Raw genomic sequence first — 15,254 nt, forward strand, 5'->3', positions numbered from 1 at the left:
TGCCGATGGACCAAACGCTGATCAACCGCATTGTCGAGGGTGCCCTGCTGGCCTCCAGCCAGCCGCTCACCCTGGCCCAGCTGAAAGACCTGTTCCCGGAAGAGGAGCCGGCACCGCCGGGCAGCATCGAACGTGCGCTTGAGCGCCTGCGCGAAGCCTGCGAAGGCCGTGGCGTGGAACTGGTCGAGGTCGCCTCCGGCTTCCGCTACCAGGTGACCGGCGAAGTGCATGGCTGGATCAGCCGGCTGTGGACCGAACGCAAGACCCGCTATACCCGTGCCACCCTGGAAACCCTGGCGCTGATCGCCTACCGGCAGCCGATCACTCGTGGCGAGATCGAGCAGGTGCGCGGCGTGGCGGTCAGCAGCAACATCATCCAGGCGCTGGAGGAACGCGAGTGGATCCGCGTGGTCGGCCACCGCGACGTGCCCGGCAAGCCTGCCCTGTTCGGCACCACCAAGGGCTTCCTGGACTACTTCGGCCTGAAGCGCCTGGACGAGTTGCCGCCGCTGTCGGAACTGAAGGACCTGGGCGAGCTGGAACCCCAGCTGGCCCTGGACCGCGACGCACCGGCCGCCGCCAGTGCCGAGGGTCCGGACATTTCAGCTGGCGCCGATGGCGCTGCTGCCAACGATGACGCCGGCCTGGCCGGCAGCGACATCCCCGATTCCGCCGACGCAGCGACTGCGCCGGCTTCCGATGAGCAAGCACCTTCGCCCCTTGATGATGGGCACCCCGATTCCGCGCCGGGCGAGCGCGCGGTGCCCCTGAACGAACGCGAAGACAACGCCGTCGCGATGACGACCGTGGCTGTTGACCAAGCCGATTCCGAACCAGAGGCCGACCCCGAAACCGTCGGCCGGAGCAAAACTGATGAGTGACACCCCCCGTAACAAGCTCTCGCTGAAGCGCGAAGCCACCTCCGAACAGTTCAAGCTGGAAGAGCGCCTGCACAAGGTGCTGGCCCAGGCCGGCCTGGGTTCGCGCCGCGCGCTGGAACAGCGCATCGCCGAAGGCCTGGTCAAGGTCAACGGTGAAGTCGCGCAGACCGGCATGTCGGTCAAGAGCGGCGACAAGATCGAGCTGGATGGCCGCGGCTTCGTCGCCACCGCCCTGGCCGAACCGTCGCGCGTGCTGGTCTACAACAAGCCGGAAGGCGAAGTGACCACCCGCGAAGACCCCGAAGGCCGCCCGACCGTGTTCGAATCGCTGCCGCCGCTGAAGGGCGCGCGCTGGATCGCCATCGGCCGCCTGGACATCAACACCACCGGCCTGCTGCTGGCCACCACCGACGGTGAACTGGCCAACGCCATGATGCACCCGTCGTTCGAGGTCGAGCGCGAGTACGTGGTGCGCGTGCGCGCCCCGGAAGGCGAGGAGAAGGTCTCCGACGCCATCGTCGACCGCCTCGCACGCGGCGTGGCACTGGAAGACGGCCCGGCCAAGTTCGACGAGATCGAACGCATCGGCGGCACCGACTCGCACGACTGGTTCCGCGTCGTGGTGAAGGAAGGCCGCAACCGCGAAGTGCGCCGCCTGTGGGAGTCGCAGGGCTGCCAGGTCAGCCGCCTGAAGCGCACCCGCTACGGCAAGGTGAGCCTGCCGCGCGAACTGGCCCGTGGCCATTCGGTGGAACTGGGCACCGCCCAGGTTGAAGCGCTGCGTGCGCAGCTGAAGCTGGAAGAAGGCGCGCCGTCGGCTCTGACCCTGCAGCCGGTGATCGGCCAGCGCCGCGCCGCCAAGACCACCGTGCGCGTGCGCGAAGGTGGCCGTGGCAATGCCTACGTCAACGGCCATAACACCGCAGACGAAGGCCGCGAGCTGCGTCGCTTCGACAACGTCCGCGAAGACCGCGGCCGTGGCCGCGGCGGCAAGGGCGGCGGTTTCAAGGGTGGCCTGACGGTCAGCGGTGAAGCAGCAGCCAAGCAGTCGCAGAAGCCGTTCAAGCAGCGCACCCAGAAGAACGACCGTTCGCTGCCGGAAGGCAACCCGGCCGCGTTCCGCACCTGGTACGTGCCGGATGGCGTGAGCACGGGCCCGAGCGGCCATCGCAATGCCGGTCCGGGCGCGCGCGGCCCGGGTGCCCGTGGTCCGGGCGCAGGCGGCCAGGGCCGTCCGTACGGCAAGCCGAAGGGTCCGGGCGCCGGTGGCGGACAGGGCCGTGGCGGTTTCGGCGGTGAAGGCCGTGGCGGCGCAGGCGGCCAGGGTCGTCCGGCCGGTGCCGGCAACCGCTCGCAGGGCCATGGCAACAAGCACCCGTATGGTCATCCGGGCAATGCCCCGAGCTTCCCGTCCGACCACGCCACGCCGGGCTTCAACCCGTATGGCAGCCCCAAGCCGGCGCAGGGCGCCCGTCCGGGCGGTCGCGGGCCGGGTGGTGGCAACCGTGGTCCGGGCGGCAATCGCGGCCCCGGCGGTCCGGGTGGCAACCGTGGCCCGGGTGGCCCCGGCGGCAACCGCGGTCCGGGCGGCCCGCGCCGCAGCGGCCCGCGCGGCGGCTGATCACCGGCACGCCTGAAATGAAAAACCCCGGCGCAGGCCGGGGTTTTTCGTTGAAAAGGGGACGGAGGGGATTAAGTCGTTTTTGCCACGGCCTGTGTCAAAGGGGCGAGAGCGACTTAATCCCCTCCGTCCCCTTTTGCGTGGCGCTGGAACGCGGCGGGTGTGGTGCCGGTCATGCCGCGGAAGAAGGCGATGAACGGGCTCTCGGCGGAGAAGCCGGTGTCCTGCGCCACGTGCGCCACGCGTTGGCCAAGCAGCAGCAACTCCATGGCCCGCATCAGGCGCCATTGCTGGCGCCAGGCCTGGTAGCTCATGCCGGTATCACGCTGCATCAACCGGCCGACGGTACGCGCGCTCAGGCCCGTGCGCGCGGCCAGCTCCCCCAGTTCGGGCGGCAGCTGTTCGGCCACCGGGAGGCACCGTGCGATCCGCGGATCACGAGGCAGAGGCAGGTCCATCGGCGCCACCGGTGCAGCAGCGATTTCCAGCACGCACAACGCCAGTTGGTGGTGCGCGCGCGGCGACTGCCAGTCATGGTCGAACGGCGCCTGCGCGATCGGCTCCAGCAAGGCCTGCAGCAGCGGCCCCACGCCGATGATCGCAGGCTGCCGGGGCAGCTGGGCCGACAGCGCGGCGTCGAAGTACAACGAACGGTAGTCGACCGCCTGGCGCATCTGCGCGCGATGGAGCAGCCCGCCCGGAATCCACGCGGCACGCGCGGGCGGCAGCAGGCTGATGCGATCACCGTAGGTCAGGCGCGTGCAGCCCTGCCGGGTGTACAGCAGCTGCGCGCGTGCATGCTGGTGCCAACCCGAGTCGTGATCCGCCAGTGAGGCTGCAATCCCCAGCACCGGAGCACTCCAGGCATCGGCGTCGAAGTGCGCGTGCGGCTGCAACCAGGCCATGTCTGATTTCATACATTCGATGACAGGATAGACAGAGTGCGCCATTGCGGACGCGACCACAATGCGCGGCCCTGTTCCTGGAGCGCCCGCATGTCGCGCCGCCTGTTGTTGCTCACCATTGCACTGCTGATGTTCCCGCAGTTGGCACAGACCCTGTACAGCCCGGCCCTGGCCGATCTGGCCGAACGCTTCGCCCTGCCGCCGAGTGCCGCCAGCCAGGCCATGAGCCTGTACCTGTTCGGCTTCGCTGCAGGCGTGCTGCTGTGGGGGCGCCTGGCCGATCGTATCGGTCGTCGCCCTGCCCTGCTATGCGGCCTGGCCGTGTTCGCACTGGCCGCCTGCGGCGGCCTGCTGGCCAGCACCTTCGGCCAGGTCCTGCTGGCACAGGCACTGGCCGCACTGGGTGCGGCGGCGGCCTCGGTGGTAACCCAGACCGTACTACGCGACCACCTGCAGGGACTCGCGTTGGCGCAGGCGTTCTCCTGGATCGCCATGGCCCTGGCCCTGAGCCCGGCCATCGGCCTTGCACTGGGCACGCTGCTGGTCGCCGCCCATGGCTATGTCGGCGTACAGTCCGGCCTGCTGCTGATCGCTGCCCTGCTGGCAGTCGCATGCCTGGCGGGCCTGCGCGAAAGCCGCCCTGCACAGATCCCGCACGTGCCCATGCTGCCGCTGCTGCGGGAACTGCTGCGCGATCGCTGGATCTGGTCACACGCGTTGCTGGTGATGGCCTTCAACGTGGCTATGTACAGCTGGTATGTGCTCGGCCCCTTCGTGTTTGCGCGCCTGCACTGGCCAGCCACCTGGTTCGGCGCCAGCGGCGCGGTGCTGGCACTGGGCTCGGCACTGGGCGCGTGGGGCAATGGCCGCCTGCTGCGTGCAGGCGTTGCCGCAACCACGCGCATCCGCATCGCCGCGGGACTGGTCCTGACGGGAGGCCTGCTGGCCGCGCTGCTGCATGATCACCCGGCCCTGATCGTGGCGATGGTACCGGTGGTGACGGGCTTCGGCCTTGCCATTCCCAATGTGCTCGGCCAGGCCCTGCGCGGCTATCCACACTGTCGTGGCAGCGCAGGCGCGCTGTTCGGCCTGCTCTACTACCTGTTGATCGGTGCGGCGATGGCGCTGGTCGGTGCAGTGCAGATGCTGGCACCGACCGTTATCGCGTGTGGCCTGCTGGCGCTCTGGCTGAAGCGGGGTCGGTCAATTGACGGCGAAAGCCCGGGACGTGCAGCGCCTCGGTGAAGAAACCGCTCCTGCGGCCATGGGGACCCCGGGTCCCTGCCCCGGGGCCAGGATCAGCGGGCAACCGACTACTGGACGTTGATCACTTCGTCCATCGGCGCCAGGAAGTTGCCGGCATTGTTGCGCGACGCCGAGATCACGTAGGTTCCAGGCGTTGCGATGGTCGCGGTGCAATGTCGGATCGGCGTGGTGTTGCCACCGTCGAGATTGTCATTGGTACGGCACAGGAACTGGCCATTGGCATACACCGAGAAATTACTCGTTCCATCCACCTGGCCGCCCCCTGTGATGTAGATTTCCGAGGGCGAGCCCGCCACACGCGGCAAGGTCCCAATCTCGAACCGGGACGTCACGGGATGCGGCAACAGCCTTGGACAGGACACGACGATTCCGCTGTCGGACAGGCAGACTTCGGCGTGGGCGATGGCGGGCGCGGCGATGAGGGCCACGAGCAGCACGGACGTTCTGAGCTCCATTCAGCGTCTCCTATGATCCCAGCAGAATCGCTGGGATGTCCCTGTTATTCACTGCAGGGTTACTGCGGGATCAAGGAAACGTTAATCGCTGCGCGCACACAGCCCCCGGATCACGGCGGGATCCCTTGTGGGCGGGGACATTGCACGCCTGCGCTGGGGCTGCCACCCATCCCTTCCTGATGACTTCACGTCGATGCAGGATGCCCACCATCGCGCAGCACATTTCGTGCCTGTCCCAATGTTCACACCCCGGGTTAGGAATTGCTGCAAACACGAGGTGTTGTGCACCACGCCCGGAATTCACATCCGGTTGCTGGCTATCGTCGCGCTCCCACACAAGGCAGATGCCCATGATCACCATCACCGCCGAACAGGCCCGCGCCAACGTCGATGCCGCCAAGCGCCCGATCGAACTGTTCTACCGCGATCTCGACAACGCCATCCAGATCGGCTCGGAAAATGGCCGCCGCTACATCGTGTTCGGCTTCAGCCAGGTGATGGCCAGCGAGCAGCTCGTCGAAGATGTGGTCGCACAGCTGCTGAAGAATGGTTTCGGTGTCGAACGGTTGTTGAGCGATTCCGAACAGCACTACATCCGCATCAGCTGGGGAACTGCCGCGCCGTCGCGCCTCAGCGCCGACTGAGGGTGAACGCGGTGCCGTCCACGCCCAGATCCCAGCCCTTGCCGGTACCGGACAGGGCCAGCGAGATGTCGCCCTTGGTCATCACCTGCGCGTTGCTGGACTTCACCGCACCGGCATGCGCGCCCACCGAGGCGTAAGTACCCAGCAGCTCGTTGACGCTGACTGCGCCGGTGAAGCTGCCACGTCCGTTGGTGATCTTCGACTTGCCCACGGTCAGGCCGCCGCCCTTCATCTGGATGCGCACCGGCATGCTGGCGCCATTGCTGCAGGTGACCGTGCCATTGCCGGATGCAGTCTTGTAGATCAGCGACCAGCCAGAGAGGTTGTAGCGCAGCTCGCAGTCGAGGTTGCCAGCGGCGTGCGCGGCCGGGGCCAGCGATGCGGCAGACAGGGCAAGCAGCAGGGCGAAGGGCTTGTTCATGGCAGGACTTCCAGTTCGGTCGGACTGCCGGCGAATCTAGCAGCGCGCGCGTGCACGTTGGATGCAGGCGCACGCGCTGGTGCAGCAGTGTTCAGGCCGTCGCTCAGGCCTGTTCGTCCAGGTGGAAGGCATCGGCATCGAGCATCGCCGGGAAACGCGCGCGGTGTGCGGCCAGCGCCTCGGCCGAGATGGTGGTGGTGACCACCTGTTCGCGTTCGCGGATTTCCACCTGCGGCTGGCCCAGGAAATCCAGCACCGCGCTGTCGCCTGCGTAGTGCAGCTGGTTGCCATCGACGCCGACGCGGTTCACCGCCGCCACGAAGCACAGGTTCTCGATCGCCCGCGCACGCAGCAGGGTCTTCCACGCATAGGCGCGCGCCGACGGCCAGTTGGCGACGAAGATCTGCAGGTCGAAATCCAGCTGCTGCGGACGCTCCACGTTGTAGCGGTTGCGGCAGAACACCGGGAAACGCAGGTCGTAGCAGACCTGCGGATTGATCCGCCAGCCCTTCCATTCCACGCTCAGGCGGTCGCGACCGGCGGCATAGCGCTCGTGCTCGCCGCCGTAACGGAACAGGTGGCGCTTGTCGTAGTACTGCAGGTCGCCATCGGGCGTGGCGAACAGCAGGCGGTTGTAGACGCCCTCGCCGTCGCGCAGCTGCACGCTGCCGATCACCGCCGCGTTCAAGGTCCTGGCCTGTTCGCGCACCCAGGCCACGGTCGGGCCGTCCATGCCTTCGGCCTGGGCAATGGCGTCGTTGGAGAAACCACTGGTGAAGGTCTCCGGCAGGATCACCAGGTCGGTGGTGCCGGCCAGCGGTGCCAGCAGCGCGCCGTAGTAGGCGCGGTTGCCGGCCGGATCGTGCCAGCGGGTGTCGCCCTGGACGAGGGAAATGCGCAGGTCCTGCATGTTCAAGCCTCGCTCAGAGCAGGCGCAGGCGTTCGATCGCCGCGTCCATCGTTGCTTCATTCTTGGCAAAGCACAGGCGCACCAGGCGCTGGCCGGCCGGCGGGTTTTCGTAGAACGGCGACAGCGGGATCGCGGTCACGCCCTTCTCGATGGTCAGCCACTTCACGAACTCATGGTCCGGCAGGTCGCTGATGGCCGAGTAGTCGACCAGCTGGAAGTAGCCGCCGGGGACCGGCAGCGCCTTCAGGCGGGTGCCGGCCAGCTGCTCGCGGAAACGGTCGCGCTTGGCCTGGTAGAACGCGCCCAGCTCCAGGTGGTGTTCGGGTTCGTCGCGGATCATCGCGGCGAAGCCATACTGCGCCGGGCCGAAGCTGGTGAAGGTGTTGTACTGGTGCACCTTGCGGAACTCGGCGGTCAGTGCCGGCGGTGCGATCGCATAGCCGATCTTCCAGCCGGTGCAGTGATAGGTCTTGCCGAAGCTGGAGATGACGAACGCGCGCTCGCGCAGTTCCGGGTAGCGCAGCGCCGATTCATGGCGGCAGCCGTCGTAGATGATGTGTTCGTACACCTCATCGGAGATCAGATAGATCTGCGTGCCACGCAGCAGCTCGGCCAGTGCCTGCATGTCCTGCGCCGACAGCATCGCGCCGGACGGGTTGTGCGGGGTGTTGACGATCAGCATGCGGGTGCGCGGGGTGATCGCCGCACGCACGCGGTCCCAGTCGACCGCGAAGGTCTGCGGATCCAGCGACACATGCACGGCCTTGGCACCGGCCAGGTCGATCGCCGGTTCATAGCAGTCATACGCCGGGTCGAGCACGATCACTTCCTCGCCGGCACGCACCACGGCGTGGATGGCGTTGAAGATGGCCTCGGTACCGCCACTGGTGACGGTGATCTCGCTGTCCGCATCGACCTGCGCGCCGTAGCAGTCCAGCGCCTTCTGCGCGATGGCCTGGCGCAGCGGCGCCACGCCGGTCATCGGCGGGTACTGGTTCAGCCCGGCGGCCATCGCCCTGGCGGTCTCGTCGATCAGGCGCTGCGGCGCCGAAAAGTCCGGGAAACCCTGGCCCAGGTTGACTGCGCCGTGTTCGGCGGCGAGCTGGGACATCACGGTGAAGATCGTGGTACCGACCTTGGGCAGCTTGGTGTTCGGTTGCATCGGCCTGGGCTGTGGGGGAACAGGCCTGCGAGTTTACGCAATCCGCGCGTCGGTAGTGCCGGCCGCTGGCCAGCACCCCTGGGACGATCTGCGACGCCGGGTCGCATCTGCCGGCCAGCGGCCGGCACTACCATCGGCATTCACCGCTACAATTGCCATCGCACTCCGGCATGAAGACCCCTGCCCCTTGAACACCCCTGCATTGCTGGCCGCCAGCGGCCTGAGCTTCTCCCGCAATGACGAGCCGGTGTTCGGCCCGCTGGACTTCCATGTGGACGCCGGCGAAGCCCTGCTGGTGCAGGGCGGCAATGGCGCCGGCAAGACCACCCTGCTGCGCGTGCTGGCCGGCCTGGCCCGGCCCGGCGCCGGCCAGGTGCGGATCGACGGCAAGCCGGCGAGCAATGCCGAACGTGCACGCTACGTGGCCTACCTCAGCCATCTGCCGGCCCTGAAGCCAGACCTGGACACGCTGGAGAACCTGCACTTCCTGTGCGGCCTGCATGGACGGCGTGCGCGGCAGATGCCCGGCAACGCGCTGGCCATCGTGGGCCTGGCCGGTTATGAGGACACCCTCGTTCGGCATCTGTCCGCCGGGCAGAAGCGGCGGCTGGCACTGGCACGCATCTGGCTGTCGCCGGCGCCGCTGTGGCTGCTGGACGAACCCTATGCCAACCTCGACCTGGAGGGCATCACCCTGGTCAACCGGATGATCTCGGCGCACCTGCGTGCCGGCGGCGCTGCGCTGGTCACCACCCATGGCGCCTATGCCGCACCGCCGGTGCGTACCCGCCAGCTCGACCTCGGCGGTGCCGCATGATCGCGCCGGGTACCGAACCAGGCCTGTGGCAGACCGCAGGCGCCCTGCTCAAGCGCGACCTGCGCCTGCTCTGGCGCCGCCGCGGCGATGCGCTGCAACCACTGCTGTTCGCGGTGCTGGTAGTGGTGCTGTTCGCGCTGGCCCAAGGCCGCGAACCACAGCTGCTGGCCGCCACCGCCGGCGCGGTGCTGTGGCTGGCCGTGCTGCTGGCGGGACAGCTGTCGCTGGATTCACTGTTCCGTTCCGACGCCGAAGATGGCTCGCTGGAACAGTGGCTGCTGGCGCCGGTGCCGCTGGCCTGGCTGGTGCTGGTGCGCGTGCTCCTGCACTGGGCGACCACTGCGCTGCCGCTGATCGTGGTCAGCCCGCTGTTGGCCGAAATGCTGCATCTGCCGCATGACCAGCTGCCGATGTTGCTGGCATCGTTGCTGCTGGGAACGCCGTTGCTGAGCCTGATCGGTGGCGTGGTCGCCGCACTGACCGTTGGCATCCGACGCTCTGGTATTCTCGTGGCGCTGCTGTCGCTGCCGCTGTACGTGCCGGTGCTTGTGTTCGGCGCCGGCAGCCTGGCGGCAGCCGGACGCGGGCAGGATCCAGTCGGTGCGCTGCTGATGCTGGGCGCTGGCCTGCTGCTCGCGCTGGTGCTGGCGCCGCTGGCCACTGCCGCTGCAATACGTATTTCTCTGAGTTGACCGAGCTGAGAGCCAATCCACCCCTGCTGGATAGCCGCCACGCATGAATCCGATTGTCCGCTGGTTCCACCAACTCGGTTCGCCTCCCACGTTCGACCGTTTCGCTGCCCGCTGGTCGCGGGTGTTCTACCTCGCGGCGGTGCCGGTGCTGCTGGTCGGCATGTGGCAGGCGCTGCTGGTGGTGCCGCCGGAAGCCAAGCAGCTGGACAGCTTCCGCATCCTCTACATCCACGTGCCCAGTGCCTGGATGAGCCTGTTCGTGTTCGCGCTGATGGCGCTGTATGCCGCCATCGCGCTGATCTGGCGGATCAAGGTCTGCGAGATCCTGGCCATGGCCTGCGCGCCGATGGGCGCCGGCTTCACCCTGATCACCCTGCTGACCGGCAGCATCTGGGGCAAGGGCACCTGGGGCACCTGGTGGGACTGGGACCCGCGCATGACCAGCGAACTGGTACTGCTGTTCCTGTACCTGGGCGTGATCGGCCTGTACCACGCCATCGAGGACCGCCGCAGCGCCGCGCGCGCCGCTGGGCTGCTGGCCATTGTAGGTGTCAGCCTGCTGCCGGTGATCCGCTATTCGGTGGACTGGTGGGGTGGCCTGCACCAGCGCCAGTCGATCAACGTGTTCGGTGAATCGGCAATCAGCAGCGCGATGATCGCGCCGCTGTGGTGGATGGTGATCGGCACCAAGTTCTGGTTCGCCGGTTCGGTGCTGGCCAAGGCCCGCGCCGACAATCTCGACCGCGAGGCCGGCAAGGCCTGGGTCGGCGGCCGTGTCGATGCGGCGCGCGCCTCACGGGAGGCCCAGCCATGACCCACCTGCCCTATGTGATCGGCGCCTACGCCGTATTCGTGCTGGTACTCAGCGCCGATGCCCTCGGTTCGTGGCTGCGCCTGCGCGTGGCACGCCGGCTGGCGCTGGCCCGCCAGCAGCGGCAGCAGACCCGCGCCGGCAGGCGGGACGCAGCTGCGCCGCTGTCGACGGAGCTGGAACGATGACCCCGGTACAGCGTCGCCGCTTGGCATGGGTGCTGCTGGCCCTGCTCGCCTCCGGGCTGGCCACTGCGCTGGTGGCGATGGCACTGGAGCGCAACATCGCCTATCTGTACACGCCTTCGGAAGTGCTGCGCGGTGATGTCGATGCGCAGTCGCGCTTCCGCTTGGGCGGCATGGTGGTGAAGGGCTCCTTCAATCGGCCGGTCGGCTCGCTGGAAGCACGTTTCGAAGTGACCGACGGCGACGCGCAGCTGGCAGTGACCACCTCGCGGATCCTGCCAGACATGTTCGCCGAAGGCACGGCGGTGGTCGCCAGCGGCCGCCTGCAGGACGGCACCTTCGTCGCCGACGAAGTGCTGGCCAAGCACGATGAGAAGTACGTGCCGAAGGAAGTGGCCGACAAGATGGGCGATGCCCACCGCAAGCACGATGTGCCGGTGACGGCCCCCGAGGTGCGCTGAGTGCTGCCCGAACTGGGTCAGATCCTGCTGATGTGCGCATTGCTGGCCTCGCTGCTGCAGGCCGGCCTGCCGCTGGTCGGCGCACATCGCAACAACACGGCATGGATGGCGGTGGCACGGCCAGCCGCGTTCGCGCAGCTGCTGCTGCTCGCCGGCGCGTTCGCGGTGCTGACCGCCGCGTTCGTGCAGCAGGATTTCTCAGTGCGCTACGTGGCCGAGAACTCCAATTCGCTGCTTCCGATGATCTACCGCTATTCGGCGGTCTGGGGCGCGCATGAAGGCTCACTGCTGATGTGGGCGCTGGTGCTGGCATTGTGGACCGGCGCGGTGGCGCTGTTCTCCCGGCACCTGCCGGCACCGGTGCAGGCGCGCGTACTGGCGGTGATGGGCATCGTCAGCGTTGGCTTCCTCGCCTTCCTGATATTCACTTCCAACCCGTTCCTGCGCCTGAACCCGGCGCCGCTGGAAGGGCGCGATCTCAACCCACTGCTGCAGGACCCGGGGCTGATCATCCATCCACCGATGCTGTACATCGGTTACGTGGGTTTCGCCGTTCCGTTCGCATTCGCGGTGGCGGCGCTGCTGGAAGGTCGCGTGGATGCGCGCTGGCTGCGCTGGACGCGACCCTGGACCAACGTCGCCTGGGGCTTCCTGACCCTGGGCATCGCGCTGGGCAGCTGGTGGGCCTACTACGAGCTGGGCTGGGGTGGCTGGTGGTTCTGGGACCCGGTGGAGAACGCCAGCTTCATGCCATGGCTGGTCGGTGCGGCACTGATCCATTCGCAGGCCGTCACTGAGAAGCGCGGCACGTTCGGCAGTTGGACCCTGCTGCTGGCGATCGCGGCCTTCGCGCTGTCGCTGCTGGGCACCTTCCTGGTGCGCTCCGGTGTGCTGACCAGCGTGCATTCGTTCGCCGCCGATCCCTCGCGTGGCCTGTTCATCCTGGTGTTCCTGTCGGTGCTGGTCGGTGGCAGCCTGCTGCTGTACGCGCTGCGCGCCAGCCAGCTGAGCGTGGACGCCGACGACCCGCGCCGTGGCTTCACCGCCACCTCGCGCGAGACCCTGCTGCTGGCCAACAACCTGCTGCTGGCCACGGCCTGCGCGATGGTGCTGCTCGGCACGCTGTATCCGTTGCTGGCCGATGCGCTGTCGCTGGGCAAGATCTCGGTCGGCCCGCCCTACTTCGGCAGCCTGTTCCTGCTGCTGATGGCGCCAATGATCCTGCTGCTGCCGTTCGGCCCACTGGTGAAATGGCAGCGTGACCAGCCCTCGCGCGCCTTCGCGCTGCTGGCACCGTGGCTGGGCCTGGCGCTGCTGCTGGGCGCGCTGGCCTGGTGGCAGGCGCCGCAGAACGGCTGGAAGGCCGGCATCGGCGTGGCCGCTGCGGCCTGGGTCGCACTCGGTACCGCACGCTTCGTCTGGCAGCGACTGCGCGGCAACGGCCGCTTCACCGCCGAAATGCTCGGCATGATAGTTGCCCACGCCGGCATCGCCGTGTTCCTGGCCGGCGCGCTGCTGGTGGAAGCCTTGAACGTGCAGCGCGAAGTGGCGCTGGCCCCGGGTCAGCAGCTGGTGGTCGGTCGCTACGAAGTGAGCTTCGAGGGCGTGGACCACCGCGAAGGCCCCAATTTCATCGCCGACCGCGGTCACCTGCGGGTATTCCGCGACGGCCGCGAACTGGCCCTGCTGCACCCGGAGAAGCGCCAGTACGCCAGCGGCGGCCAGGTGATGACCGAGGCCGGCATCGATGCACGCTTCGACGGCGATGTCTACGTGGCATTGGGCGAGCCGCTGGGCAACAATGCATGGGCGGTACGGGTGCATATCAAGCCGTTCGTGCGCTGGATCTGGCTGGGCGCGCTGTTGATGGCCCTGGGCGGATTCATCGCCGCCGCCGACCGCCGTTTCCGTCGTCCGTAGGAGTTTCCATGTCCGAGTCCCCCGCCCCGCGCCCCTCCCGCCCGCTGCCGCCGGTAGCCATCGTGATCGGCGTGCTGTTTTTCTTCGGCCTGCTCGGGCTGATGATCTACGGGGTTATGAAATCGGGTGATCCGCAGCGCGACGTGCTGCCATCGGCGCTGATCGACAAGCCGGCGCCAGCGTTCGCGCTGCCGGTGCTGCACGACCCGGAAATGATCGTGCACAGCGACGAACTGCGTGGCGCGCCGTACCTGTTGAACGTGTGGGGCAGCTGGTGCGCGGCCTGCCGCGAGGAACACCCGGTGCTGACCCGTTTCGCCGAGAGCAAGCGTGTGCGCGTGATCGGCTACAACTGGAAGGATGAACCGACCGATGCCCTGCATTGGCTGGAACAGCTGGGCAACCCGTTCATGGTCGTGCTCAGCGACGTGGAAGGCCGCACCGCGATCGACTGGGGCGTGACCGCCGCACCGGAAACCTTCCTTGTCGACGGCAGCGGCATCGTGCGCTGGAAGTACAGCGGTGCGATGACCCAGCGCGTGGTCGACGAGAAGCTGATCCCGGCGCTGGAGAAGATCGAGAAGGCCCAGGGCAATGCCGGCAGCACGTTGCACACGGCGCCCTGAGCCCATGCGCTGGCTGCTGGCGCTGCTGCTCCTGATGCTGCCGCTGGCCGCGCTGGCACAGCAGCCGCTGCATGATCCGCAGCCGCTGCAGTTCCGCGATGGCGCCGAAGAACGTCGCTTCCACGACCTGGCCGCGCAGCTGCGCTGCGTGCAGTGCCAGAACCAGTCGCTGGCCGATTCCAACGCGCAGATCGCGCAGGACCTGCGCCGCGAGGTGCTGCAGCTGATGCAGCAGGGCCACGACGACGCGCAGATCAAGCAGTTCCTGGTCGCGCGCTACGGTGAGTTCGTGCTCTATCAGCCACCGTTGCAGCCGGGCACCTGGCTGCTGTGGGGAGGTCCCCTGCTGATGCTCGGTGCGGGTGCTCTGGTGGTGCTGGGCATCGTCCGCCGCCGTGGCCGTACGGTTGGCGCCGCAGCGGCCGGCAAGGCCGATGAAGGAGACGGATGGTGAGCCATTGGCTGCCGGTGCTGGCCGGTCTGGTTGCGGCGTTGATGGCAGCGCTGGTGCTGTGGCCGCTGCGCCACTCTGGCCGCCGCGGTTTCGTGGTCGGCGTATTCGCACTGGGCGTGGCCGGTGCCTGCCTGTACCTGCTGGTCGGTGATCCACGTGCCGCACAGATGCAACCGACGCCTTCGGTAGCCACCCTGCGCGATGGCGTGCAGGCCCTGCAGGATGCACTGAAGCGTGACCCACAGCGGGCCGATGGCTGGGCGCTGCTGGGCCGGTCGCAAGCCGAACTGGGCAACGCCGCGGCTGCGGCGGACGCCTTCGCACGTGCCGCCGCTCTCGCCCCCGAAGACCCCGGCGTGCTGGTGGAAGCGGCGCAGGCACGTGCGCAGGCCGATGCCGGCAAGCAGTTCGATGACACCGCGATGGCCTGGTTGCAGCAGGCGCGTGCACAGGCACCCGATGCCGAGCGTGCCAGCTGGCTGCTGGGGATCGCGCTGCGCCAGCGCGGAAAGAATGCCGAGGCCGCAGATGTGTGGAGCGGCCTGCTGCCACGGCTTGAGCCCGGCGCCGCGCAGGCGCTGCAGGCGCAGATCGCCATCGCCCGTGAAGCCGCCGGTCAGCCGTCCGATGCAGCCGTTGCGGCGCCACCGGCGCTGTTGCAGGTGCGCGTGCAGTTGCCTGCGTTGAAGGGCACCGAGTGGCCGGCCAGCACCCAGGTATTCGTGCTGGCCCGCGCCGTGGGTGGACCGCCGATGCCGGTGGCCGCACGCAAGCTGCCCTTGGCCGGATTCCCGGCCACGGTCGGGCTGGGTGACGCTGACAGCCCGATGCCAACCGCACCGCTCTCGGCCCATCGCGAAGTGGAAGTGCTGGCACGCATCTCGCGCACCGGCAGCGCTAACCGCAGCGAGGATGACCTGCAGAGCGTGCCGGTGAAGGTGAGCCTGCCCCACGACGGTGTTCTGGAGCTGCGCTTCCCGTAACGCGCCGCGGTAGTGCCGGCCGCTGGCCGGCAACCTCATG

18 protein-coding genes are annotated in these 15,254 nt (G+C 68.1%); 13 read left to right on the forward strand and 5 right to left on the reverse strand.

All coding sequences use genetic code 11. The features are described from left to right. The first annotated feature begins 5 nt into the window (after positions 1 to 5). Both scpB and AC5P9P_RS06185 read left to right on the forward strand, forming a co-directional pair. Positions 6 to 881, forward strand: coding sequence for an SMC-Scp complex subunit ScpB (gene scpB, locus AC5P9P_RS06180; protein ID WP_164133354.1), 876 nt, complete (start codon positions 6 to 8; stop codon positions 879 to 881). Beyond that, a complete protein-coding gene (locus tag AC5P9P_RS06185) occupies positions 874 to 2,502 on the forward strand; it encodes a pseudouridine synthase (RefSeq protein ID WP_322534840.1) in 1,629 nt (542 codons plus the stop codon). The genes scpB and AC5P9P_RS06185 overlap by 8 nt, the downstream gene beginning before the upstream one ends. A gap of 116 nt (positions 2,503 to 2,618) precedes the next feature. On the opposite strand, the gene AC5P9P_RS06190 is transcribed toward AC5P9P_RS06185, so the two are convergent. After that, positions 2,619 to 3,407 (reverse strand): AraC family transcriptional regulator, encoded by a 789-nt coding sequence (locus AC5P9P_RS06190; RefSeq protein WP_049402655.1) that lies wholly within the window; start codon positions 3,405 to 3,407, stop codon positions 2,619 to 2,621. Positions 3,408 to 3,497: 90 nt separating this feature from the next. Between AC5P9P_RS06190 and AC5P9P_RS06195 the strand changes: the two genes are divergently transcribed. Then, on the forward strand, positions 3,498 to 4,652 hold the full coding sequence (locus AC5P9P_RS06195) for an MFS transporter (RefSeq protein ID WP_495232654.1): 1,155 nt from the start codon (positions 3,498 to 3,500) through the stop codon (positions 4,650 to 4,652). A gap of 68 nt (positions 4,653 to 4,720) precedes the next feature. On the opposite strand, the gene AC5P9P_RS06200 is transcribed toward AC5P9P_RS06195, so the two are convergent. Beyond that, the gene (locus tag AC5P9P_RS06200; protein WP_033832942.1) at positions 4,721 to 5,128 is read right to left on the reverse strand and encodes a hypothetical protein; all 408 of its coding nucleotides are present in this window, start codon (positions 5,126 to 5,128) and stop codon (positions 4,721 to 4,723) included. A gap of 350 nt (positions 5,129 to 5,478) precedes the next feature. Here AC5P9P_RS06200 and AC5P9P_RS06205 point away from each other — a divergent pair, with 350 nt between their 5' ends. Next, the gene (locus AC5P9P_RS06205; protein ID WP_049402653.1) at positions 5,479 to 5,772 is read left to right on the forward strand and encodes a hypothetical protein; all 294 of its coding nucleotides are present in this window, start codon (positions 5,479 to 5,481) and stop codon (positions 5,770 to 5,772) included. On the opposite strand, the gene AC5P9P_RS06210 is transcribed toward AC5P9P_RS06205, so the two are convergent. The 3 genes from AC5P9P_RS06210 to AC5P9P_RS06220 form a co-directional block, all read right to left on the reverse strand. Beyond that, the gene (locus AC5P9P_RS06210) at positions 5,759 to 6,193 is read right to left on the reverse strand and encodes a hypothetical protein (RefSeq protein WP_005410336.1); all 435 of its coding nucleotides are present in this window, start codon (positions 6,191 to 6,193) and stop codon (positions 5,759 to 5,761) included. The two genes, AC5P9P_RS06205 and AC5P9P_RS06210, sit on opposite strands and share 14 nt — an antisense overlap. Positions 6,194 to 6,296: 103 nt before the next feature. Further along, positions 6,297 to 7,103 (reverse strand): amidohydrolase, encoded by an 807-nt coding sequence (locus AC5P9P_RS06215; RefSeq protein ID WP_032966922.1) that lies wholly within the window; start codon positions 7,101 to 7,103, stop codon positions 6,297 to 6,299. Positions 7,104 to 7,116: 13 nt separating this feature from the next. Continuing rightward, positions 7,117 to 8,265, reverse strand: a complete 1,149-nt coding sequence (locus tag AC5P9P_RS06220) for a pyridoxal phosphate-dependent aminotransferase (RefSeq protein ID WP_164133351.1) — start codon at positions 8,263 to 8,265, stop codon at positions 7,117 to 7,119. A gap of 247 nt (positions 8,266 to 8,512) precedes the next feature. Here AC5P9P_RS06220 and ccmA point away from each other — a divergent pair, with 247 nt between their 5' ends. Genes ccmA through AC5P9P_RS06265 form a run of 9 tightly spaced genes read left to right on the forward strand, consistent with a single transcriptional unit; the run spans position 8,513 to position 15,214 of the window. Continuing rightward, positions 8,513 to 9,082 (forward strand): heme ABC exporter ATP-binding protein CcmA, encoded by a 570-nt coding sequence (gene ccmA / locus AC5P9P_RS06225; RefSeq protein WP_407070841.1) that lies wholly within the window; start codon positions 8,513 to 8,515, stop codon positions 9,080 to 9,082. Next, positions 9,079 to 9,774 carry a heme exporter protein CcmB gene (ccmB, locus tag AC5P9P_RS06230; protein WP_005410340.1) on the forward strand — a complete coding sequence of 232 codons (696 nt, stop codon included), beginning with the start codon at positions 9,079 to 9,081 and terminating at the stop codon, positions 9,772 to 9,774. Before ccmA ends, ccmB begins: the two co-directional genes overlap by 4 nt. Positions 9,775 to 9,817: 43 nt before the next feature. After that, positions 9,818 to 10,588 carry a heme ABC transporter permease CcmC gene (gene ccmC, locus AC5P9P_RS06235; protein ID WP_033832945.1) on the forward strand — a complete coding sequence of 257 codons (771 nt, stop codon included), beginning with the start codon at positions 9,818 to 9,820 and terminating at the stop codon, positions 10,586 to 10,588. Further along, positions 10,585 to 10,773, forward strand: a complete 189-nt coding sequence (locus AC5P9P_RS06240; protein WP_033832946.1) for a heme exporter protein CcmD — start codon at positions 10,585 to 10,587, stop codon at positions 10,771 to 10,773. Before ccmC ends, AC5P9P_RS06240 begins: the two co-directional genes overlap by 4 nt. Beyond that, positions 10,770 to 11,231, forward strand: coding sequence for a cytochrome c maturation protein CcmE (ccmE, locus tag AC5P9P_RS06245; protein WP_005410343.1), 462 nt, complete (start codon positions 10,770 to 10,772; stop codon positions 11,229 to 11,231). Before AC5P9P_RS06240 ends, ccmE begins: the two co-directional genes overlap by 4 nt. Continuing rightward, positions 11,232 to 13,151: a heme lyase CcmF/NrfE family subunit gene (locus AC5P9P_RS06250; RefSeq protein ID WP_049432757.1), complete on the forward strand. Its 1,920-nt coding sequence runs from the start codon at positions 11,232 to 11,234 to the stop codon at positions 13,149 to 13,151. A gap of 8 nt (positions 13,152 to 13,159) precedes the next feature. Continuing rightward, positions 13,160 to 13,777 (forward strand): DsbE family thiol:disulfide interchange protein, encoded by a 618-nt coding sequence (locus AC5P9P_RS06255; RefSeq protein WP_005410345.1) that lies wholly within the window; start codon positions 13,160 to 13,162, stop codon positions 13,775 to 13,777. A 4-nt stretch (positions 13,778 to 13,781) separates the two neighbouring features. Beyond that, a complete protein-coding gene (locus tag AC5P9P_RS06260) occupies positions 13,782 to 14,231 on the forward strand; it encodes a cytochrome c-type biogenesis protein (RefSeq protein ID WP_005413991.1) in 450 nt (149 codons plus the stop codon). Continuing rightward, positions 14,225 to 15,214 carry a tetratricopeptide repeat protein gene (locus AC5P9P_RS06265; RefSeq protein WP_164208675.1) on the forward strand — a complete coding sequence of 330 codons (990 nt, stop codon included), beginning with the start codon at positions 14,225 to 14,227 and terminating at the stop codon, positions 15,212 to 15,214. Before AC5P9P_RS06260 ends, AC5P9P_RS06265 begins: the two co-directional genes overlap by 7 nt. Positions 15,215 to 15,254 lie beyond the last annotated feature (40 nt).

Source organism: Stenotrophomonas sp. YJH_SMC_14-1 (assembly GCF_059372275.1).

What these genes read in the sequence shown, in the direction of transcription:
- AC5P9P_RS06255 (WP_005410345.1), top strand. Translation starts at nt 13,160, where the DNA reads ATGTCCGAGTCCCCCGCCCCGCGCCCCTCCCGCCCGCTGCCGCCGGTA.
- scpB (WP_164133354.1), top strand. Translation starts at nt 6, where the DNA reads ATGGACCAAACGCTGATCAACCGCATTGTCGAGGGTGCCCTGCTGGCC.
- ccmB (WP_005410340.1), top strand. Translation starts at nt 9,079, where the DNA reads ATGATCGCGCCGGGTACCGAACCAGGCCTGTGGCAGACCGCAGGCGCC.
- AC5P9P_RS06265 (WP_164208675.1), top strand. Translation starts at nt 14,225, where the DNA reads ATGGTGAGCCATTGGCTGCCGGTGCTGGCCGGTCTGGTTGCGGCGTTG.
- AC5P9P_RS06200 (WP_033832942.1), bottom strand. Translation starts at nt 5,128, where the DNA reads ATGGAGCTCAGAACGTCCGTGCTGCTCGTGGCCCTCATCGCCGCGCCC.
- AC5P9P_RS06205 (WP_049402653.1), top strand. Translation starts at nt 5,479, where the DNA reads ATGATCACCATCACCGCCGAACAGGCCCGCGCCAACGTCGATGCCGCC.
- AC5P9P_RS06220 (WP_164133351.1), bottom strand. Translation starts at nt 8,265, where the DNA reads ATGCAACCGAACACCAAGCTGCCCAAGGTCGGTACCACGATCTTCACC.
- AC5P9P_RS06260 (WP_005413991.1), top strand. Translation starts at nt 13,782, where the DNA reads ATGCGCTGGCTGCTGGCGCTGCTGCTCCTGATGCTGCCGCTGGCCGCG.
- AC5P9P_RS06195 (WP_495232654.1), top strand. Translation starts at nt 3,498, where the DNA reads ATGTCGCGCCGCCTGTTGTTGCTCACCATTGCACTGCTGATGTTCCCG.
- AC5P9P_RS06190 (WP_049402655.1), bottom strand. Translation starts at nt 3,407, where the DNA reads ATGGCCTGGTTGCAGCCGCACGCGCACTTCGACGCCGATGCCTGGAGT.
- AC5P9P_RS06215 (WP_032966922.1), bottom strand. Translation starts at nt 7,103, where the DNA reads ATGCAGGACCTGCGCATTTCCCTCGTCCAGGGCGACACCCGCTGGCAC.
- ccmC (WP_033832945.1), top strand. Translation starts at nt 9,818, where the DNA reads ATGAATCCGATTGTCCGCTGGTTCCACCAACTCGGTTCGCCTCCCACG.
- ccmE (WP_005410343.1), top strand. Translation starts at nt 10,770, where the DNA reads ATGACCCCGGTACAGCGTCGCCGCTTGGCATGGGTGCTGCTGGCCCTG.
- AC5P9P_RS06210 (WP_005410336.1), bottom strand. Translation starts at nt 6,193, where the DNA reads ATGAACAAGCCCTTCGCCCTGCTGCTTGCCCTGTCTGCCGCATCGCTG.
- AC5P9P_RS06240 (WP_033832946.1), top strand. Translation starts at nt 10,585, where the DNA reads ATGACCCACCTGCCCTATGTGATCGGCGCCTACGCCGTATTCGTGCTG.
- AC5P9P_RS06185 (WP_322534840.1), top strand. Translation starts at nt 874, where the DNA reads ATGAGTGACACCCCCCGTAACAAGCTCTCGCTGAAGCGCGAAGCCACC.